Origin of the sequence: Comamonas jiangduensis, assembly GCF_030162955.1 — a bacterium.
Taxonomy (GTDB): Bacteria; Pseudomonadota; Gammaproteobacteria; order Burkholderiales; family Burkholderiaceae_C; genus Comamonas; species Comamonas jiangduensis.
In genome coordinates this window covers 1-21185 of record NZ_JARXOV010000002.1, presented here as the reverse complement: position 1 = coordinate 21185, position 21185 = coordinate 1, and the positions used below count along the sequence as shown (strand labels likewise).

The 21185-nt window shown below is 60.1% G+C and carries 16 protein-coding genes and 2 pseudogenes; 13 read left to right on the top strand and 5 right to left on the bottom strand.

Annotation, left to right across the window (positions count from 1 at the left end):
- Entirely contained in the window at window positions 1-2199 is a 2199-nt protein-coding gene (locus tag QEP12_RS01565; protein ID WP_284213163.1) for a sensor domain-containing protein, read from the top strand.
- 93 nt (window positions 2200-2292) lie between these two features.
- On the opposite strand, the gene QEP12_RS01560 is transcribed toward QEP12_RS01565, so the two are convergent.
- Entirely contained in the window at window positions 2293-2754 is a 462-nt protein-coding gene (locus QEP12_RS01560; RefSeq protein WP_219162307.1) for a CBS domain-containing protein, read from the bottom strand.
- Between the two features lie 316 nt (window positions 2755-3070).
- On the opposite strand from QEP12_RS01560, the gene QEP12_RS01555 reads away from it, so the two are divergent.
- The 3 genes from QEP12_RS01555 (at window position 3071) to QEP12_RS01545 (ending at window position 5708) form a co-directional block, all read left to right on the top strand.
- Complete coding sequence (locus tag QEP12_RS01555; protein WP_284213162.1) at window positions 3071-4369, top strand: O-acetylhomoserine aminocarboxypropyltransferase; 1299 nt, start codon at window positions 3071-3073, stop codon at window positions 4367-4369.
- Between the two features lie 53 nt (window positions 4370-4422).
- On the top strand, window positions 4423-5232 hold the full coding sequence (locus QEP12_RS01550; protein ID WP_284213161.1) for an alpha/beta fold hydrolase: 810 nt from the start codon (window positions 4423-4425) through the stop codon (window positions 5230-5232).
- A gap of 140 nt (window positions 5233-5372) precedes the next feature.
- On the top strand, window positions 5373-5708 hold the full coding sequence (locus QEP12_RS01545) for an Mpo1-like protein (RefSeq protein WP_174862623.1): 336 nt from the start codon (window positions 5373-5375) through the stop codon (window positions 5706-5708).
- Window positions 5709-6070: 362 nt separating this feature from the next.
- Here the strand turns inward: QEP12_RS01545 and QEP12_RS01540 are convergent, their stop codons facing one another.
- Window positions 6071-7378 (bottom strand): YihY family inner membrane protein, encoded by a 1308-nt coding sequence (locus QEP12_RS01540; protein ID WP_284213160.1) that lies wholly within the window; start codon window positions 7376-7378, stop codon window positions 6071-6073.
- A gap of 21 nt (window positions 7379-7399) precedes the next feature.
- Here QEP12_RS01540 and QEP12_RS01535 point away from each other — a divergent pair, with 21 nt between their 5' ends.
- On the top strand, window positions 7400-7801 hold the full coding sequence (locus QEP12_RS01535) for a DUF2069 domain-containing protein (protein WP_174862621.1): 402 nt from the start codon (window positions 7400-7402) through the stop codon (window positions 7799-7801).
- 1 nt (window position 7802) lies between these two features.
- On the opposite strand, the gene QEP12_RS01530 is transcribed toward QEP12_RS01535, so the two are convergent.
- Window positions 7803-8738 carry a LysR family transcriptional regulator gene (locus QEP12_RS01530; protein ID WP_284213159.1) on the bottom strand — a complete coding sequence of 312 codons (936 nt, stop codon included), beginning with the start codon at window positions 8736-8738 and terminating at the stop codon, window positions 7803-7805.
- Between the two features lie 157 nt (window positions 8739-8895).
- Here QEP12_RS01530 and QEP12_RS01525 point away from each other — a divergent pair, with 157 nt between their 5' ends.
- On the top strand, window positions 8896-10320 hold the full coding sequence (locus QEP12_RS01525; protein WP_284213158.1) for an FAD-binding oxidoreductase: 1425 nt from the start codon (window positions 8896-8898) through the stop codon (window positions 10318-10320).
- A gap of 72 nt (window positions 10321-10392) precedes the next feature.
- Here QEP12_RS01525 and QEP12_RS01520 read toward each other — a convergent pair whose 3' ends face one another.
- Window positions 10393-11016: an Ivy family c-type lysozyme inhibitor gene (locus QEP12_RS01520; RefSeq protein WP_284213157.1), complete on the bottom strand. Its 624-nt coding sequence runs from the start codon at window positions 11014-11016 to the stop codon at window positions 10393-10395.
- A 456-nt stretch (window positions 11017-11472) separates the two neighbouring features.
- Here QEP12_RS01520 and QEP12_RS01515 point away from each other — a divergent pair, with 456 nt between their 5' ends.
- The 4 genes and pseudogenes from QEP12_RS01515 to QEP12_RS01500 form a co-directional block, all read left to right on the top strand.
- Window positions 11473-12291, top strand: a complete 819-nt coding sequence (locus QEP12_RS01515; protein ID WP_284213156.1) for a thymidylate synthase — start codon at window positions 11473-11475, stop codon at window positions 12289-12291.
- Between the two features lie 124 nt (window positions 12292-12415).
- Window positions 12416-12907: a dihydrofolate reductase gene (locus QEP12_RS01510; protein WP_174862618.1), complete on the top strand. Its 492-nt coding sequence runs from the start codon at window positions 12416-12418 to the stop codon at window positions 12905-12907.
- A gap of 144 nt (window positions 12908-13051) precedes the next feature.
- Window positions 13052-14122 (top strand): metallophosphoesterase, encoded by a 1071-nt coding sequence (locus QEP12_RS01505; protein WP_284213155.1) that lies wholly within the window; start codon window positions 13052-13054, stop codon window positions 14120-14122.
- A gap of 460 nt (window positions 14123-14582) precedes the next feature.
- Window positions 14583-15023 (top strand): annotated as a pseudogene (locus QEP12_RS01500) (IS3 family transposase); the annotation flags it as partial.
- A gap of 107 nt (window positions 15024-15130) precedes the next feature.
- Here the strand turns inward: QEP12_RS01500 and QEP12_RS01495 are convergent.
- Window positions 15131-16918, bottom strand: a complete 1788-nt coding sequence (locus tag QEP12_RS01495) for a GspE/PulE family protein (protein ID WP_284213154.1) — start codon at window positions 16916-16918, stop codon at window positions 15131-15133.
- A gap of 447 nt (window positions 16919-17365) precedes the next feature.
- On the opposite strand from QEP12_RS01495, the gene QEP12_RS01490 reads away from it, so the two are divergent.
- From QEP12_RS01490 to QEP12_RS01480, 3 genes and pseudogenes are all read left to right on the top strand, one after another.
- On the top strand, window positions 17366-18823 hold the full coding sequence (locus QEP12_RS01490) for a diguanylate cyclase domain-containing protein (protein WP_284213153.1): 1458 nt from the start codon (window positions 17366-17368) through the stop codon (window positions 18821-18823).
- Window positions 18824-19036: 213 nt separating this feature from the next.
- On the top strand, window positions 19037-19813 hold the full coding sequence (xth, locus tag QEP12_RS01485) for an exodeoxyribonuclease III (protein WP_174862545.1): 777 nt from the start codon (window positions 19037-19039) through the stop codon (window positions 19811-19813).
- Window positions 19814-19882: 69 nt separating this feature from the next.
- Window positions 19883-21185: pseudogene (locus tag QEP12_RS01480) on the top strand (MFS transporter); the annotation flags it as partial.

Genomic DNA, 21185 nt, shown 5'->3' with positions numbered 1-21185 from the left:
ATGACACACTTGACGCCGGCCCAACCAATTCCGGACTGGTTGCAAGCGCTGCACAGCAGCGATAGCGCGTGGATCATTACGGATGACGATTTGAATGTCATCCACATCAACGAAGGGTTAACACGCCTGCTGGGTTATCGCCTAGAAGATCTCCAAGGCAAGCGCCCGCTGGAAACCCTGATTCAGGCATGGCCCGATCTGGCTGCACATATCCGCGAGCAGCTCATGCTCAGCGGGGCATACCACGGAGAGCTACAAGTGCAACGCCTTGATGGCTCGCAAGTGTGGATGGCCGCCACCGTCAACACGCTCAACCGCCATCCATTCCCTACAGAGGGGGCCACGGCTGAAGTCCTGGTGTTTACCGACATCGGTTTTACCAAGCGTTTTGAAGCTTTGCAGCGGCAAATGCTGGAAGACGTGGTCATGGAAAAGCCCCTGCCGGAGTTACTCCAGGACATGTGCGTGGCCTTGGAAGCCATTGCCCACCGTGTCCGCGTGAGCGTCATGGCGGTAGATGCCGACGGCATCATGCATCCGCTGGCGGCCCCCAGCATGCCCGCCCACATCGTGGAGTTGATGCGCGGTGTGCGCATGGGTGCAGAGGTGGGTGCCTGCGGCGTTGCGGCGTTCACGGGCAACGAAGTCATCGCGCACGACATTGCCCAAGACCCGAACTGGTGCGGTGCTGCACCCCTGTTTGTGCAAGCCGGGCTGCTTGCCTGCTGGTCCAGCCCCATCAAAAACCCCGTGGGCCAGGTGGTGGGCACGCTGGCGCTGTACTTCGACAGCGAGCGCACGCCCAACAAATTGCACCGCCAGCTGGTTTTGGCCTGTCTGCATTTGTGTGCGATTGCCATGGAGCGCGATGCCAACAAGCACCGCATCCGCCAACTGGCTTACTACGACACCCTGACCCATTTACCCAACCGCACCATGTTCAATGAGTGCGCAGAGCAAGCGCTGCACAGCATGCGCGGCCACACGGGTTTGCTGTTCTTTTTGGATCTGGATCGCTTCAAGCTGTGGAATGACAGCTTGGGACACTCAGCGGGCGATGCGTTGCTGCGGGAGATTGCGCTGCGTCTGGGCAATTGCACGCGCCCCGAGGATGTGGTGGGCCGCCTGTCCAGCGACGAGTTCGCCGTTCTCATGCCGGGATACAGCACTGCACAAATTCCCGAACTGGCCCAGCGCATGCTGGATGCGATTGCCGAGCCTTTCAGCATCAACGGGGTCATGACCATTCCCAATGCCTGCATTGGCGTGTGCAGCTACCCCGAAGACGGCACCGACATTGAAACCCTGCTGCGCCGCGCCGACCAGGCCATGTATGCCGCCAAAAGCCAGGGCTGCCAGTTGTGGGAGATTTACCAGCCGGAGATGGGCCAAGTCAGCCAAGAGCGCGCCAAGATGGAGCGAGAGTTGCGCAAAGCTTTGGCAGAAGGCGTGCTGCAGTTGCACTTTCAGCCCCAGGTGTTCAGCCACACCAGCCATGCGCCCGAGCAGCTGTATGGCGTGGAGGCACTGTCGCGCTGGCACCACCCGGAATGGGGCTGGGTGGCCCCGCCGCGCTTTATTGCAGTGGCGGAAGACGCAGGCCTGATCCACCAACTCACCACATGGCTGATCAACGCAGCCTGTGCCCAGTTGGCCTCTTGGCGCACGCAAGGCTTAAGGATTCCGCACATCGCGGTGAATTTGTCCACCAACAATTTCCACGACCCCGCATTTGCCCAGCACGTGCAAGCCACCTTGCACCAACACGGCCTGGGCTGCCATGACCTGATGCTGGAGATCACCGAAAGCGTGATGCTCGACAGCAGCCCGGCCACGCTGGACAACCTCAAGGCCTTGAACGAAATGGGCATCCGCCTGTCCATGGACGACTTTGGCACCGGCTACTCCAGCCTGAGCTACCTGCACCGCCTGCCCATTTCCGAACTCAAGCTCGACAAAAGCTTTGTGCAAGACGTCTGCACCAGCGCGGCAGCCAGCGCCCTTACCCGCTCGGTACTCAATATTGCCCAAAGTCTAGGGATGACCGTGGTCGCCGAAGGGGTGGAAACGCTCGCCCAAGCCCAGTGGCTGAGCGAGCAAGGCTGCCCCATCTTGCAGGGCTACCACTTCGCCAAACCCATGCCGGGCCGTGAAATAGCGCAGTGGATGCAAAAACAGGCCATCACCCAGCCCGCCTGAGCGGCCAAGCAAGCTGCAGGCAGCTTCCAGGCACCTGCGCCCCACAAAAAAGGCTTCCTAGTGGAAGCCTTTTTTACAGCACACACGGCGCACTCAGTTTTCAGACGGCGTGCTACTTTCGGACTCGGGCCAGTCGCGGATATAGGCCTTGAGCAGTTTATTTTCAAAGTTCTGGCTGTCCACCACGGCCTTGGCCACGTCGTACAGACTGACCACGCCGGTGAGCTGGCGGCTGTCCATCACCGGCATATAGCGCGCGTGGTGGTCCAAAATCATGCGGCGCACCTCGTCGAGTTCGGTTTCAGAGGTGCAGGTCAGCGGCGCATCGTCCATGACCGAGCGCACACGCACCGTGCCCAGACTGCCGCCATTTTTGGCAATGGCCTGAATCACTTCGCGGAAGGTGAGCATGCCCACCACATCGCCATGCTCCAGCACCACCAGCGAGCCCACGTCCTTTTCGGCCATCAGCGTCACCGCGTCAGCCAAGGCATCGTCGGCCTGCGCCACATACAAACTGTTGCCCTTGAGGAGCAGGATGTCGCTCACTTTCATTCCGTGTATCTCCAAGCTACGACTGCTGCATCCCAGCGCAGCAGTGTTTTGCGCAATATAGCCCACATCGCAAGCACGAAGACGTTTGTCTGCGACAAGCGAGAAATTTTGCATAGAACTATACAAAACATAGCTGCTGACGCTTTCAGATCAACACTTTTTGATGATTTTGCATTTAAAAGCAGCCTGCAATGAGCGTCCAACGCTCCTGTAAAAAGAGCATTGCTGCGCTCTGCGCGTCACCGACGGTGCTGACCGCCCCGCGCATCTGTGCCAGCATCGCCCCTGTTCGCGATAAAAACCATGGAGACTCCCGATGCCCGGCTACTCTGACCCCGGCTTTGACACCCTGAGCCTGCACGCAGGCGCACAGCCCGACCCCGCCACCGGCGCGCGCGCCACGCCCATTCACCTGACGACCTCGTTCGTCTTTGAGAGCAGCGACCACGCCGCCAGCCTGTTCAATCTGGAGCGACCCGGCCACGTCTACAGCCGCATCTCCAACCCCACCAATGCGGTGCTGGAGCAGCGCGTGTCCGCCCTGGAAGGCGGCGTGGGCGCGATTGCCGTAGCCAGCGGCCAGGCGGCCCTGCACCTGTCGATTGCCACGCTGATGGGCGCAGGCAGCCACATCGTCGCCAGCACGGCGCTGTATGGTGGCAGCCAGAACCTGCTGCACTACACGCTGCGCCGCTTTGGCATTGAGACCACCTTCGTCAAACCCGGCGACATCGATGGCTGGAAAGCCGCCGTGCGCCCCAACACCAAGTTGTTCTTTGGTGAAACCGTGGGCAACCCCGGCCTGGATGTGCTGGACATTCCCACCGTGTCGGCGATTGCGCACGAAGCAGGTGTGCCGCTGCTGGTGGACTCCACCCTCACCTCGCCCTGGCTGATCAAGCCGTTCGAGCATGGCGCGGACATCGTCTACCACTCAGCCACCAAGTTCCTGTCGGGCCACGGCACGGTGATTGGCGGCATCGTCGTTGATGGCGGCAGCTTTGACTGGGACAAGTCGGGCAAATTCCCCGAGTTGACCGAGCCCTACGACGGCTTTCACAACATGGTGTTCACCGAAGAAAGCACCACCGGCGCGTTCTTGCTTCGCGCGCGCCGCGAAGGGCTGCGCGACTTTGGCGCCTGCCTGAGTCCGCACAGCGCCTGGCTGATCTTGCAAGGCATTGAAACCCTGCCCCTGCGCATGGAACGCCACATGCGCAACACCGAAAAGGTGGTGCAGTTCCTCGCCAGCCACCCGCTGGTCAGCCGCGTGGGCCACCCCATGCTGGAGTCGCACCCTTCCCACGCCCTGGCAAACAAGCTGTTGCCACGCGGCGCGGGCTCGGTGTTCAGCTTTGACATTGCCGGCAACCGCAACCAGGGCAAGAAGTTCATTGAAACGCTGAAGGTGTTCAGCCACCTGGCCAACGTGGGCGACTGCCGCTCGCTGGTGATTCACCCCGCCAGCACCACGCACTTCCGCATGAGTGATGAGGCACTGGCGCAAGCCGGCATCGGCCAGGGCACGATCCGCCTGTCGATTGGTCTGGAAGACGCTGACGACCTGATCGACGACCTCAAGCGCGCGCTCAAAGCTGCAGAGAAAGCAGCCTGATGCATTCATAACAAAAACAGCCGCTAGCGCTTATCTATATTGCGGAGACAGCTATGTTTTTCAAAGTCAACAACGACAACATCTACGCCTACACCGGTGGCAAGGCTTTCGATGCCGCCAAGCCCACCGCCATCCTGATTCACGGCGTGCTGTGCGACCACAGCGTGTGGGCACTGCAAAGCCGCTATCTGGCCAACCACGGCTGGAACGTGCTGGCCATTGACCTGCCCGGCCACTGCCGCAGCCAAGGCACTGCTCCGCAGAGCGTGGAAGCGGCGGCCACCTTCATCGGCCAGCTCATGGATGCGGCAGGTTTGGAAAAAGCTGCCCTCATCGGCCACAGCTGGGGCAGCCTGATTGCCATGGAGGCAGCCGCCAACTTGCAAGACCGCATCAGCCATCTGGTGCTGGTGGGCACGGCTTTTCCGATGAAGGTCTCGCCCGCGCTGCTGGAGTCGGCCCTGCACACGCCCGAGCAAGCCATCCAACTGGTCAACACCTTCTCGCGCGCCACACTTGCCCCACCGAATGGCGCGGGCAGCTGGGTGTTTGGTGCGGGCATGGCCTTGGGCCGCCGTGTGCTGGCCAGCAATACCGACACCAACTTGCTGCACACCGGTTTTACCGCCTGTGACAGCTATCGCGGCGGTGAAGCCGCCATGGCGCAGATCACCGCGCCAGTGCTGTTTGTGCTGGGCGAACAAGACCAGATGACGCCCCCCAAGGCGGCCAAGGGCCTGATTGAAGCTGCCAAGGCAGCGGGCAAACAGGTGAAGGTGCAGATGATTCCCAACGGCCACAACCAGATGACGGAGTCGCCCGACGCCACGCTGTTTGCGGTGCATGGTTTTCTCAACGGCTAGCTGCCTTTCAACCCCACCCTAACGCCCTACGCTGCAGGGCGTGGGGGCAGAAGGGTATGGTGCTTGTTGCACTGCCGCGGGACAACATCCCGCCCAGCCTCTATAAGCCTTGCTATCCCAGCAGCCCCCCGGAGGCCACCATGGCTGACAGCACCAACGCCAGCAACATCGATGCCAAAGCGTTCACCAGCTTTGCAGCGTTTTACCCCTTCTACCTCAGCGAGCACAGCAACCGCACCTGCCGTCGGCTGCACTTTGTCGGCAGCAGCCTGAGCTTGGTGTGCTTGGCACTGGCGATCGTGCTGCGCCAGCCGTGGTGGGTGGCGCTGGGGGTGTTGCTGGGCTATGCCTTCGCATGGATAGGACATTTTGGTTTTGAGCACAACAAGCCCGCCAGTTTTCAACGCCCGCTCTACAGCTTTATGGGCGATTGGAAGATGTACGCACAAATGTGCAGCGGCCGTATTCCTCTGTAGCAGGCACTGAAAATTTCAAAGCTTAAGTTTTCCCGAAGGCTGCCGACATAGTGGGTATTCGGTTCGCACCAAGTCTAGGTGGAGCCACCAGCCCCGGCCGCGCAAGCACCGGGGCTTTGTTTTGCCCGGCGCCAGTTGGCGCGCTGCGGCGGCACTCCACACCATGGAGGCATACGGTGCTCTCACAGGTCTGCAACCAGGGAGCGCGCCGCCCCTGGGCCAGCACATGCGAGGCGCGAGAGTGGCTTGGCGTGCAGATGCACCACCTAGCCCGCCATCTCAAAAAATGAAGCACTTAGCGCTTGCCCAGCAAGGGCTAACCCCTTCAAATACTTATGGTGCAGTGCTGCAGCTGCGGGTGCTTACGAGGGTTGCGACGGTTTGGCGGCCCCGTCCCCAGCAGTGCCGTCACCCACGCTGTCGACCGGTGGCAGGGCATCGCGCAGCAAAGTCTGCGTCCAGCCTGCGCTGCGCCACAGCGCGTCGGTGCTGGGGGTGTGCGTTAGCAGCATATGCTCCACCAGCACCGCCAGTTGGGTGGTATCGGGGTCTGCCAGCAGCACGTAGCGCGGCTCACCCTCTTCCAGATAGGCGGTGCCCGTATCCGGCATGGCGCCCACCCAGCGAATGGCAGTCAGGGCGCTCAAGGCAGGCTCCAGCTGTAGCCGGTCAACCCGCAGCCGCTTGGCCAGGGCCATGGCAGGCAGGCCACGCTGTGCCTGGGCGCGCACCGGCTCCAGCACGGCAAGGGTCTCCAGCGCCAGCTCCAGCTTCCAGCCCGGCTGGCGCAAATCACGGCTGGTGCCAGCCAGCAGGCTGGGCACATACGCAGCCACCACGGCACCCAGCAAGAAAATCACCCAGCAGGTGTAAATCCAGATCAGCAAGATGGGCAGCGTGGCAAACGTGCCATAAATGGCGGAATACGTGGGCACGGTCGACAGGTACAAGCCCAGCACCGTTTTGGCCACGGCCATGCCCGCCGCCACAAACAGCCCCCCTGCCCACGCATGGCGCCACTTGACGGGCGTGTTGGGCACAAAGTGGTAGAGCGCCGCCATGGCGGCAGACAGCAGCAAAAATTCCAGCGAATTAAAGCCCATCTGCACGCTCTCCGGCAGCACCGCCACCAGCCCGCGCGAGGCCGACAGCACGTACGACGTGGTGGCAATGCTCAGGCCCATGAGCAAGGGGCCGAAGGTCAGCACGCCCCAATAAATCAGCAGGCGCTGCCCCAGCGGGCGCATACGCTGCACGCGCCAGATGTGGTTCAGCGTCTTGTCCATGGTCAATATCAGACTCACCACCGTCAGCAGCAAAAAGGCCAGACCCACAATCCCGAGCTGACTCGCCTTGCTGGTGAACTGCATCAGGTAGTCCATCACCTGCTCAGCAATCTCCACCGGAATCAGGCTGTCCACCAGCCAGCGCTGCAGGGTGGCTTGCAAACGCCCAAAACTGGGAAACGCCGTAAACACCGCCAGCAGTACGGTAAAAAATGGCACCAGCGCCAAAAGCGTGGTGAAGGTCAGGCTGCTGGCCGTCAAGCCCAGCTGGTCTTCACTGAAACGGGCTTTGAGCGTGTGCAAGGTGTTGCGCCAGGGGAAAGACTGCAAGGTTTGTCGCAATTGGCGCGCGCGCAGTCGGGCACGGTGAATAGTCAGTGGCATGGGTCGTATGATGCCACCCCAATGAATTCCACAAGCAACACCCTTCCGGGCAGCGACGTCGCTGCCACCCGCTGGCTGGCCGTTGGCAGCCTGCTGGGCCTGATTGTTCTGAGCCTCTGTTGGGAGCTGTGGCTTGCGCCGCTGCGCCCCGGAGGGTCTTGGATGGTGCTCAAAGCCCTGCCGCTGTGCATTCCGCTGGTGGGCTTGCTCAAGCACCGCATGTACACCTACCGTTGGGTCAGCCTGGTGGTGTGGCTGTATTTCACCGAAGGGGTGGTGCGCGCCTGGAGCGACAAGGCCCCCAGCAACTACCTGGCCATGGTGGAAGTGGCCCTGTGCCTGCTGCTGTTTGTGGCCTGCGCGCTGCATGTGCGCTGGCGCCAAAAAGCCGCCAAAGCTGCCATCGCAGCGGCCCAAACCTGAGTCAATCCTGCACCATGCCCGGTTGCTGCGCCAGCTGCAGCACCTGCTGGCGCAAGGCGTTGCACAGCAACTGCGCTGCGGGTGAAAGCGCGCGGCGCGGGCGCTGAATCAGCAAGGTGCGGCGCACAATCTGCGGCGTATCCAGCACCCGAAAACCCAATGCCCCGCGCGCCGGGTGCTGGGCGGTCAGCGCTGGAATCAAACTCACCCCCAGCCCTTGGCGCACGGCATCAAACAGCAAGGCAGGGTTGGAGACACGCAGCGGTGTCTGCAACACATTGGCTGGCATGCCGGGTGCAGCCGCCAGCAACTGGCTGATGGCCGTATCCGTGGTCAAGCCCACAAAGGGCAGGTGCGCCAGATCTGGCGCTTGGAGGGTGGGCCGGTGCAGCAGCGGCTCCTCGGCGCATGCCACCAGCCCCATGCGGTCACTGAGCAAGGGCTGGATGAACAGCTCCGCCCCTGCGGGGTGGGCCGCCCCCACACCAAAATCCACCCGCCCATCGCGCACCCGCTGGGCAATGCCTTCGGCACTGTCTTCCGTCAACTCCACTTCAATACCGGGATGCTGCGCGCGCAACTGGGGCAGCACCGGCAGCAACAGCACAGCCAATACCGACGGGGCGGCAGCAATCCGTACCTTGCCCCTGCGCAAAGCGGCCAGGTCGCTCAGGTGCTGCACCCCCTGTTCCAGCGTTTCAAACGCTTGGCGCACATCCTGCAAAAAGGCTTGACCCGCGCTGGTCAGTCCCACGGTGCGCGTGGTGCGGTCAAACAGGCGCATGCCCACTGCCTCTTCAAGCTGGCGAATGGATTCGGACAGGGCCGACTGCGTGAGACACAACTCACGCGCCGCAGGTGCAAAAGCGCCTTGGCGCGCGACCTCGTCAAACGCGCGCAGCTGGCGCAGGCTGAGATTGTTCGGAAAAACTGGCATAACGCAGCAATTTATTTCAATTGTTTGTGCCCTTGCAATCCCCTAGGCTTAAGACTTTGCCGCTGCTTCCTCCCTGCCGCGCTGCGCAGGCTTAGGATGCGGTCTGTTTTCCCCCTGGCTTTTTTGCACTGGCGCCACCAACGGCTGCCCGCTCACCATGACTTCCACTGCTTTGCTCTCCACTTTGCGCCAGATTGTTGGCGATGCCCATGTCCTCACCGAAGGCGATTTGAGCGCTTACGAACAAGACTGGCGCAAACGCGTGCACGGCAAAGCCCTGGCCATCGTGCGCCCGGGCACCACCCAGGAAGTGGCCGCCGTGGTCAAGGCCTGTGCGGCCGCCGGGGCCAGCATCGTGCCCCAGGGCGGCAACACCGGCCTGTCCGTGGGCTCCACCCCCGACGGCTCGGGCCAGCAGGTGGTGCTGAACCTGCAGCGCATGCAGGCCGTGCGCCAGCTGGATGCCGACAACCTGACCGTGACCGTCGAGGCGGGCGTAATCCTGCAGACCCTGCAGGAAACGGCAGACAAGGCGGGCTTTCTGTTCCCCCTGTCGCTGGCAGCCGAAGGCAGCTGCACCATCGGCGGCAATCTGGGAACGAACGCTGGCGGCACGCAGGTGCTGCGCTACGGCAATGCACGCGAGCTCTGCCTGGGGCTGGAAGTCGTCACCCCCCAAGGCGAGGTCTGGGATGGCTTGAGCGGCCTGCGCAAAGACAACACGGGCTACGACCTGCGCGACCTATTCATTGGCAGCGAGGGCACGCTGGGCATCATCACTGCGGCCACGATGAAGCTGTTCCCCCAGCCTGCCGCCCAGCTCACGGCCTTTGCCGCCGTACCCAGCATGGAGGCCGCCGTGCGCCTGCTGGGCTTGGCGCACCAGCACCTGGCAGCTGGCCTGACTGGCTTTGAAGTGATGGGGCGATTTGCGCTGTCGCTGGTGGTCAAACACATGCCGCAGCTGCGCGTGCCGTTTGCCGACATGGCCGATGCGCCCTACTGCGTGCTGCTGGAGAACTCTGACAGCGAGTCCGAAGCCCATGCCCGTGCGCGCTTTGAGCACCTGCTGGAGCTGGCGTTGGAAGACGGCTGCGTGCTGGATGCCGTGGTGGCCGAAAGCATGGCGCAGGCGCATGAGCTGTGGCACATCCGCGAGAGCATTCCGCTGGCCCAGGCCGAAGAGGGCCTGAACATCAAGCACGACATCTCCATCCAGGCCTCCAAGATTCCGGCGTTTGTCGAGCACGCGGATGCCGTTTTACAGCGCGAGATTCCCGGTGTGCGCCTGGTCAACTTTGGCCACCTGGGCGACGGCAACCTGCACTACAACGTGCAGGTGCCCGAAGGCCAGGACGGCAAGGCTTTCCTCAACGACAAAGAAGACCTGGTGAACACCTTGGTGTATGACGCCGTCGCCCAGTTTGGGGGCTCGTTCTCGGCCGAACATGGTGTGGGCGCGCTCAAGGCCGACAAGCTGGCAAAGTACAAATCGCCCGTGGCACTGGGCATGATGCGCGCCATCAAGCAGGCGCTCGACCCGCAAGGGCTCATGAACCCCGGTTGCGTGCTCAAGGCCTGAGCCCCCTGCCTTTCCCAGCAAAAACGCCACGCTCTAACGTGGCGTTTTTTATGGGGCAGGACTGGGCGTTGTTTAACCCTTGGCTGCGCTCTTTTGGTTGTCGAGCATGACCTGCACTTCAGCCGGCCAGGGCACATCGATGTGGCTGGGGTCCCGGTACTCCGTGGCCTTGCCCTCGTGCAGCATCCAGACGCGCACCGCATTTTTGGCCGCATCCACCACCACGGCCGCCGCCTCGGTCCCGCCTTCGTGCGGGCGATTGCCGGTGATGAACCAGCGCCCGCCCTCTTCGCTCAAGGGACTCACGGTACGCAGATTGGCCAGCAGCGTGGAATAGTCTTTGCCCAGCATCTGCTTGAGGCGTTCGGCCAGCACGCCTTGTTCAAGAAAACTCAGATTGCTGTCGCTGGGGTAGGTGCCCACGTATTGCTTGAGCTCGCCCAGCGGCGAAGCATCGGCACTAGGCTGTGCATGGCTGGGCAGGGCTTGCGCGTTTTGCGCGCTTTCAGCCACCAACGCGGCATCAGCGCCCAAACCATGCACGGCATCGGTGGCGGCATCGGCAGGTTTAGCGCTGGGTGTTGCACGGGGCTCGGCCTTGGGCAGGGGCGGCGCGGCGGGCTCGCAAGCGGCCAGCACACCGGCCACAGTGATCAAACAGATGGTGTGCCAGGGGCTGAGCATTGCTTTTTTCATAAAAACTCTCCACATATCCAATAAAAAACATAGCTAACTTGCTTTGTTAGACATAAGAAAACATTTGTTTTCACTACCATTCCACGGCACATTGTTAGAAAAGCATCGAGTCTTGTCTGTCCTCCAATGTCCTAAACACACAAGATACAAATTAGTAATAAAAAACCAAATCTTTATTCAAAACAATCCTCGGCGAAAATGGCATTTTCAGATTGCGTGGACAATTGATTCCACTTCGCACTTATCAGCGAAGTCCCTCGAGGAAATTCGATATGCCACGCATACCAAAAAATCCGCAAGATCCCCTAAAGCACTTCAGTCAAGATTCAGCCTCAGTTCGTTTAACTGCGCTGTTTGTTACACGTGCACATCTCATCTTGTCGGGTACTGCTGCACTTATTTACTCAGTAGCTTCAGCAGTTCGAGTGTTTTCCGCCTAATTCAAAGAAATTGCTAATGACAACAACAAACCGCCCAGTTCGTTCGCAATACGAAGACTTTATGCGCCATGTGTACGAGCATGGTGTGAGCAAGGGTGACCGCACCGGCACCGGCACCCGCAGCGTGTTTGGCCACCAGATGCGCTTTGACCTGTCCGAAGGCTTTCCGCTGGTGACCACCAAGAAGGTGCACCTCAAATCCATCATCCATGAGTTGCTGTGGTTCCTGCGTGGCGACAGCAACGTCAAATGGCTGCAAGAGCGCGGCTGCACCATCTGGGACGAATGGGCACGCGCGGACGGCAGCCTTGGCCCCGTGTACGGCGTGCAATGGCGCAGCTGGCCCAAGGCCGATGGCAGCCACATCGACCAGATCAGCGAAGTGGTCAAACAACTCAAGACCAACCCGGACAGCCGCCGCATTATCGTCAGCGCCTGGAACGTGGCCGATCTGGACCAGATGGCGCTGATGCCCTGCCACGCCTTCTTCCAGTTCTACGTGGCCAACGGCAAACTCAGCTGCCAGCTGTACCAGCGCAGCGCCGACATCTTTTTGGGCGTGCCCTTCAACATTGCCAGCTACGCGCTGCTGACCCACATGCTGGCGCAGCAGTGTGACCTGGAAGTGGGCGACTTCATCTGGACGGGCGGCGACTGCCACATCTACAACAACCACTTCGAACAGGTGGCAACGCAACTGAGCCGCCAGCCATTTGCCTACCCCACGCTGCACATCAAGCGCAAGCCTGACTCCATCTTCGACTACGAATTTGAAGACTTCGAAGTGCTGGGCTATGAGCACCACCCCGCCATCAAAGCCCCGGTGGCTGTGTAAACCGCCACAAAAATAAGAGCCGCCAGCGCTTGATATTCATAGACTTCAGATACAAAACCATCCAAAGTCTATAAATAGTCAGCGCAAGCAGCTCTCTTTTTAGATAGTACAGAGATTGCAGCCCATGGCCATTCACCTGATTTACGCCCGCGCCGCCAATGGCGTGATTGGTTTGAACAACACCATGCCCTGGCACCTGCCCGAGGACTTGGCCCATTTCAAGCAACTGACCAACGGCAACCCCGTGGTCATGGGCCGCAAGACGTGGGATTCGCTGCCCGAGCGCTTTCGCCCCTTGCCAGGGCGCACCAATATCGTCGTCACGCGCAACACCGACTGGAGCGCCGAAGGCGTGGTGCGCGCCAGCAGCTTGGAAGAAGCTTTGCATGTGGGCGCGCAACATGGCGACACCGTCTGGGTGATGGGCGGCGCGCAGATTTACGCCCAAGCCTTGCCGCTGGCCGATGTGGTGGAAGTGACCATCATCCACAAAGACTTTGAGGGTGATGCATTTGCGCCAGAGTTGGGCCCTGAATGGGTGGAGGGCGAACGCCAAGACCTGATCAGTGCCAAAGGCTTGCCCTTTAGCTTTGTACGTTTCACCCGCAAGCGCTAAACCTTTTACCCTGCTGAGCCCAGCATGCGTCATACACGTTACATGCTCAGGGTGAAGACGGGTTGACGACATTGCTGCATTGCAACAATATGGAACGCCCGTGCATTTCTTACGGGCGTTTTTTCGTTGAAAGCCACTGCCGCCATGAGCCTTATCCAGCCCCTGCCCCCCGGCCCGCTTGACATCGTGGGAGACATCCACGGTGAGCTGTCTGCCTTGCAGGACTTGGTGCGCCATTTGGGCTATGACGAAGATGGCCGCCACCCGCAGTCCCGCACGCTGGTGTTTGTGGGCGACTTTGTCGATCGTGGGCCCGACAGCCCCGGCGTTGTGAGCTTGGTGCAGCGTTTGGTCGAGAGCGGCCACGCCAGTGCGATTGCTGGCAACCACGAAATCAACCTGCTGCGCCACGACCCCAAAGACGGCGCTGGCTGGTTCTTTGAAGAGCGTGTGGCCAGCGACACGGCCAAATACAGCCAATTTGTTCGCGCCACCAACACCTTGCAGCGTGCGCGCATTGAAGCCTTCCTCAACAGCCTGCCGCTGGGGCTGGAGCGCGAAGACCTGCGCGTCATTCACGCTGCCTGGCATGCGCCAGATATCGCCAAAGCACGTGCCATGCCCCTGGGCAGCGCCCGTGCGGAATATGACCGCTGGGAGCAGCAGGCCGCCCAGGTCGCCGCGCAGCTGCGCATTGCCGACCGCATGGCCGAAGAAAAAAACATTTGGCCGCACAGCCTGGAAGATGGCGAACGCTGCCCACCGTTTTTGCAGGCGCACTGCGACAACGAGCTCAACAAAGCCCTGATCAACCCGTTGAAAGTACTGACCTGCGGCTTGGAGCGCCAAACCCCCGAGCCATTTTTTGCGGGCAACAAATGGCGCTTTGTGGAACGCGTGGCTTGGTGGAACAACTACAGCGAGGCCACCCCCGTGGTGGTGGGGCATTACTGGCGCTCGACCTTGCCCGCACAAACCACCCACGAAGGGCTGTTTCGCAGCGTCAGCCCTTACGCCTGGCATGGCCAGCATGGCAATGTGTTTTGCGTGGACTACTCGGTGGGCGCGCGCGCTCAGGCACGCACCTTCAGTCGCCCGCATGCGCACATGAAACTGGCAGCCCTGCGCTGGCCCGAGCGCACCCTGGTGTTCGATGACGGCAGCACCCACACCACCACCGGCTTTCAGCAAGAGCGCACGCCTGCTGTGGCCTGAGATTGCACCACCCATAGGCCGAAAAAAAGCCACCTCACGGCAATGAGGTGGCTGTCAATTAACAAGCGTATCGGGCAAACCCCACCCGATGTGCGAAATATACACAAATTTCAGTAATTACCGAAATTTGAAAAACTAAATTTGTAAGCACACGTTTTGGGGGAATGGCCCACAAGCACGCCCGTAAATGCGAATGATTTCATGGTCATTCGCCCGGGGGCTGCATGCACTTTTACAATCGACTTCAATCGCAGCCCACCCTGTGCGCTGCAGAGCCCTTCACACCAGCCGCACACCATGCCGCTGGTCGCACGATAAAAAAATCATCACCTGCAATTTGAATCGCTGTCTCACCATGAATCACGGCAGCGCCATAAGCACCCTCTATCTCGCATCCAAACCCAAAATTTTTCTCAGGCGGTATCAATCTTCTTCACTGTGGTACACCAATTTGGAGTAGCTAGCAACGGTGATTGACTTGTTCTCTCGGCAAGTGATTGGCTGGGCAACCGGGAGTCGCATTGATACACAGTTGCCTTTGGATGCCTTGCATATGGCTATCTGGCGCAGAAGGCCGCGAGAGACTGTCATCGTTCATTCAGACCAAGGCTGCCAATTTACGAGCCATGAGTGGCAGCGGTTCTTAGCCAGTCACAACTTGCAGCCCAGCATGAGCAGGCGAGGCAACTGTCATGACAACGCTGTGGCAGAAAGCTTCTTCCAATTACTGAAACGGGAGCGCATCCGCAAGCACGTCTATGCAACCAGGCAAGAAGCACGCAGCGATATGTTTAGCTACATTGAGATGTTTTACACCCCCATCCGCAGACATTCGTCTGCGGATGGCCTGTCTCCCATAGAGTTCGAGAGACGCAATTCTGTGAGGCAAGCAGCTATCTAGGAAAAGCTGGTCGATTCAACCTGCAGTGATTAATTTCCGTTAATTTTCAATGTATTCAGGGGCCCATCGCTCTTATTTTTATTACCCCCGTATCGGCACAACGCTCGTCACATGTTCGTCGCTGCCACCACTTGCGCCATGTCGGTCAGCCCCTCTAGCGCTTTTTCTATCCCGTCTTGGCGCAGGGTGTGCATGCCAGCCGCCAAAGCTGAATGGCGGATGTCCGACGCTGGTGCCCGGTGGCGGATGTGCTGGCGGATGGTATCGTCGCTGAGCATGAGTTCATGGATACCCAGTCGCCCGTGGTAGCCATTGCCGTCACACTGTGGGCAACCCACGCGTCGCCAAAGGCGCAGTTCGCCCTGCGCGTTACCGTGTGTCTGGCGCCAGCGCGCTACCAGCGCTTGGCGCAATTCGGGCGTGTTGCTTGCGCCGCTACTCAGGTACTGCGATGCCAGATCCGTCAGCGACTGTTCATCGATCACATGCGGCTCGCGGCAGGCCGTGCACAGGCGACGCACCAAGCGCTGCGCGAGGATGGCCAGCAGTGAATCTGAGAAGTTGAAAGGGTCTAGACCAATCTCAAGCAGCCGTGCGATGCTCTCGGGTGCCGAGTTGGTGTGCAAAGTGGACAGCACCAAGTGCCCAGTCAGCGAGGCTTCAATCGCAATGCGTGCGGTTTCCTCGTCGCGCATTTCGCCAATCATGATTGTGTCCGGGTCGGCGCGCAGGAAAGTACGCATGGCGGCGGCAAAGGTCCAGCCAATGCGCGGATTCACCTGCACCTGGCGCAGGCCTTCCTGTGTGATCTCGATGGGGTCTTCAGCCGTCCAGATCTTGCGGCCTGCAATATTGATGTCGCTGACCACCGAGTGCAGCGTGGTTGTCTTGCCGCATCCGGTGGGCCCACATACCAATATGAGTCCATAACTTTTCTGCACCACTTGGCGCAAGATCTTCAGGTTGGATTGGCTCAGACCGATCTTGTCCAGCGGCAGGGGCTTGGCACCGGCCAGCAAGCGAAGCACCACATCCTCCAGCCCGTGTGAGGTCGGCACCGTGACCACACGCAACTCCACCGGGGGGCCTCCAAAACGGGCAAAGTTGATCTTCCCATCTTGCGGCTTGCGGTGCTCGGAAATGTCCATGTTGGCCATGATCTTGATGCGCGCCACCATCGCGAAGCGATAGCGCGCAGGCAGCACCAGGTAGGGTGTGAGGTCGCCATCGATGCGCAAGCGCACGCGCACATTGCTCGGTGCTGGCTCGGTTTCGATGTGAATGTCAGACGCGCGGTGCTGGATCGCCTCGTCAATCACCGAATTGATGAGCCGCACTAGCGTGTTGTCCGATTCGCTGATCACATCGGCGTGGTCGGCCTCCACATCAGGCAGCGCATTAGTCAGGCTGTTCAGCAGATCTTGCGAAGTCGCACGTGCACTTGATGCAGCGCTGCCCGGATCGTTGGGACGAGTGCGATAGGCCTTGTGGATGGCGGGCATCAGCGTTCCCGGCGCAGCCCGCAGCGCGATGAGTCTGCGCTGGGTCAGAAACCGCAACTCGCTGAGCAGCTCGCGGTCGCTAGGGTCAGCCATCAGCACCACCAGCGCGTCGTCACGGGCCAGCAGTGGCAGCACAGATTCACGCTCTGCCAGTGTACGGGGCACCAAAGCGATAGCGGCAGGTTCGGACGCTATATCACCCGGATGCACGGTGTAATCGCCCAACCATGTGGCAATTACTTGGCACAACTGCTCTTGGGTCAATGCCCCGCTTCCCACCAAAATTTGCCCAATCTTGCGATAAATCCCTTCATTGCGCTCCTGGCGCTGTATGCGCAGGCCAGCCTCCAACTCAGTTGCAGACACCAAGCCCGCTTGGACAGCAGCCTCCACAGGGCATCTGCATTGATGGGTCGGACGCTGGGGTTGGGCGCGGTCGGCAAAGGGGCGGCAGCTAATTCGGTCATAAATAATCAAAGACGTTCGCTACAAGGTCAAGGCTTGACCAGTCACCAATGGATGTAGTTGGCATAGACCTATGCAGCAGTTAGGCTGTAACTGATGGTAAGCCCCTAATCATGCCGTGGCCGTCCCCTGTGTGCAGCAATCGCGTTATCGCACACATTCTTGAGCCCAAAAACCACTGTTTCATTGCTTGCAATACCCTTTCTGCAACCTGGTGCGGGTGCTCCATGAGGGGTATCGCTTGGAGAATGCAGTCGGTGAATCACACCGGCTTAGTTGGAAACTCACTGCATGAGAGGATTGAGCCAGTGACACTAAAGCTAGCTTTGTGACTTCCCTTTGGGCTCAACTCTATAACTGTTCAGACAACACTGTATGCAACTGCAAACCCAAGAGGAGATGCGTAACGATCCGCAGCAGCGTCGGTGCATGATTCGCGGGTTATTCCACGAGTACATCAACATGTATGCCTCCAGGGATGACCGCCTCACGACACGCTTTAGTCAGAACTTCACGGGTTTCACCGGCAGCTGGGGGCGGCTGATCCAGGATCACGACGAGTGGATCCGCATCACCCGGCAAGATTTTGAGCAGGTGTCAGGCCCCATTCGCATGGAAGTGAACGACGTCTCGCTGCAGGACCTCTGCAATGAGGTGGTCTCTGTCGCTGCGACTTTGCGCATTCACCTGCCCGATGACGCCGATTTAATGGCCAACCATGTGACGAGGCTGGTGCTGGTATTTCTCCTGGAAGCGGGCGCATGGATGATCACGCATTGCAGCTATTCCGTGCCGTTCCATGGCGCAAACGACGATGAAATCTACCCAATCAGGAGTCTGCAGCAGGAGAACCGCGCTTTGCAGGCACTGGTGGCCGAGCGCACGCGGGCGCTGCAAGAGAGCCAAGCGTTTTACCGCCTGCTCACGGAAGATGCGGAAGACGTGCACTGGCAGATGGACCGTGATTTCATCGTCACCTATATCAGCCCGGCGGATGAGCGCCTACGCGGCTTTCAGGCGGCTGAGGTGGTCGGGCGCCCGGTATTTGATCTACTTACCGAAGAGGCGGGCGCACTGGTCAAGCACGCGATCAATCTCAGCGCACAAAAAGCGCTACCGGCGGGCCCAATCCGCTTTCGCAAGTTTGAGATCCAGCAGCTTTGCAAGGATGGCAGCCTCGTCTGGGGTGAGGTACTGGTCAAGCCCGACCTGAACGCCAAGGGCGAGGTGGTTGGATACCACGGCATCACGCGCAATGTCACCGAGCGCAAGCGCCTGGAGGAGCAAGTGCGCCAGCTGGCGTTCCACGACACACTCACCCAACTTGCCAATCGCCGGCTGCTGCTGGAGCACCTGGATCAGGCGATGAGAGAGAGCAAGCGCAGCCACTACTATGGCGCAGTGATCTATCTTGATCTGGACAATTTCAAGCCCCTCAACGACACACACGGCCACGGCATGGGCGACCTGCTGCTGATTGAGGTGGGTTCACGCCTCAAGGGTTGTGTGCGTGGCGCCGATACCGTGGCACGTATCGGTGGCGACGAATTTGTGGTGCTGCTACGTACACTGTCCCAGCAGCAAGATGAAGCACATGTGCAAGCCATCTCCGTGGCAGAGAAAATTCGTGCCCGCTTGGCGGAGCGCTATGTGCTTCAACCTACCCCAGCCGTTTCGACCATTGAGCATGCGTGCACATGCAGCATTGGTGTAGCTCTGTTTCGCGGGTGTGATGAGACTCTAGATAGTTTGATGGAAAGGGCCGATCAGGCGATGTACCAGGCCAAGGAAAACGGGCGCAACCGCGTGCAGCTTGCGGAGAATACAAAATAAATCCGGGGAGGCTTTTGCAGAAGTCTGCTCATGACCTGAAAGCTATCTAGAAAAAGATGGTCGATTCACTTACTAGTTCAGCAGATGTAGCAAAAAAGCCTTCATTAGTCACTCTGTGACTTGTTTTTATCAGGTAGCGAGGTGGTTAGCCAGGATCAAAAATCTGACCACTCCCCTGCTATCAGTCGCACCAAATAAGGATTCTTTTAGAAAATGAAGATTGCCACCTGGAACATCAACTCCCTGAACGTACGTCTGCCGCAGTTGCTGGACTGGCTGCAAGCCAACCCGGTCGATGCGATTGGGCTGCAAGAGCTCAAGCTCACGGATGACAAATTTCCCTTCATGGAGCTGCAAGCTGCTGGCTACCAAGCCGTGTGCCATGGTCAAAAAACCTACAACGGCGTCGCCATCCTGAGCCGCCACCCCATGCGTGATGTGGTGCGCAACATCCCCGGCTTGGACGATGAGCAAGCCCGTGTGATTGCGGCCACGCTGGACACACCGCAAGGTGAAGTGCGCCTGATCAACTGCTACTTTGTGAATGGCCAAGCCCCTGATTCGGACAAATTTGTCTACAAACTGCGCTGGCTGTCTGCTTTGGAAGCCTTTGTGAAGGCGCAAATGGCCCAGCACCCGCAGCTGGTGCTGGTGGGTGACTTCAACGTGGCGCCCGAAGACCGCGACTCGTATGACCCCGAAGGCCTGCGCGGCACCATCCACCACACCCCGCAAGAGCGGGCACACTTTCAGGCGCTGCTGGATATGGGCCTGACCGATGCCTTCCGCATGTTTGATCAGCCCGAGAAAAGCTTCTCCTGGTGGGACTACCGCATGCTGGGTTTCCAGAAGAACCGGGGCCTGCGCATTGACCATATCTTGGTCAGCCCCGCGCTCAAGGCCCGCACCACGGCCTGCGTGGTTGACCGCGCACCGCGCAAAAACAAGCAACCCAGCGACCATGCCCCCGTGGTCGTCACCCTGGGCTAAGTCCATCCACAAGCCGCTGCACCAGCGGCTTTTTTGTGCGCTGCCGCTGACAGCAGCACGCCGCGCTTCATTGGTTTTACCGTGCCCCGTTTTACGCCCCTTCACAACGCAGCTTTGCGCCAACCCGGTTTTCTGCCCTTTTTGACAGCCCGCATGCTGGGTATGTTTGCCCAGCAAATGCAAGCCGTGGTGGTGGCATGGCAGGTGTATGGCATTACCCGCGATCCCATCTCTTTGGCCTATGTCGGTTTGGCGCAGTTTCTGCCCATGCTCTTGCTGCTGATTCCTGCGGGGGATCTGGCCGACCGTATCAGCCGCAAACGCATGCTGGCAGCCAGCTGGAGCGTGGCCGCCCTGTGCGCAGCCCTGCTGCTGTGGCTGAGCACTTTGGGCGAGCATGGCGTGGGCGGCATCTACGCCGTGCTGGTGCTGTTTGGCTGCAGCCGCGCGTTCACCGGGCCCGCCATGCAAAGCCTGCTGCCGCAGATCGTGCCGCGTGAACATCTGGCCCAGGCTTTGGCCACCAACAGCATGCTCATGCGCAGCGCCGCCATTGCCGCCCCGTACTGGGTGGCGTGCTGTTTGGGCTGGGCGGCGGTGAACTGACCTATGCCGTGTGCGCCATCGCATTGGCCCTGGCCGTGCTGCTGCTGTGGCGCGTGCCCGTGAAGTACGCCGCCCCGCGCCAAGTGCTGGAAGGCACGATGTGGCAGCGTGCAGCAGACGGTTTCCACTTCATCCGCAGCCGCCCGATTGTGTTGGGCACCATCTCGCTGGACTTGTTTGCCGTGCTGCTCGGGGGCGTGGTCGCCTTGCTGCCCGTCTACGCCAAGGAGGTGCTGCACACCGGCCCCGAAGGTCTGGGCCTGCTGCGCTCGGCCATGGCGGGCGGTGAAGTGCTCATGGGCCTGTGGCTCAGTGCCCGCCCCATTCAGCGCCACGTGGGCAAGGTGATGTTCGCTGCAGTCGCCGTGTTTGGCTTGGCCAACTTGGTGTTTGCGCTGTCGCACTGGTTCTGGCTGTCCATGACCATGCTGGCGCTGGCAGGTGCGGCCGATATGGTGAGTGTGTACATCCGCTCGGCCCTGGTGCAATTTTCAACGCCCGACACCATGCGCGGGCGCGTGAATGCGGTGAACATGCTGTTCATCAGCTCCAGCAATGAACTGGGCGAGTTTCGAGCGGGGTCCATGGCTGCCGCTTTAGGCGCTGTGCCCGCCGCCATAGTCGGCTGCCTGTGCACCTTGGGCGTGGTGGGCACCTGGATGCGGGTGTTCAAGCCCTTGCGTGATGTGGACCGGCTGGAAGATGCCAGTGCCAGTGCCAGTGCCAGTGCCAGTGCCAGTGCCAGTGCCAGTGCCAGTGCCAGTGC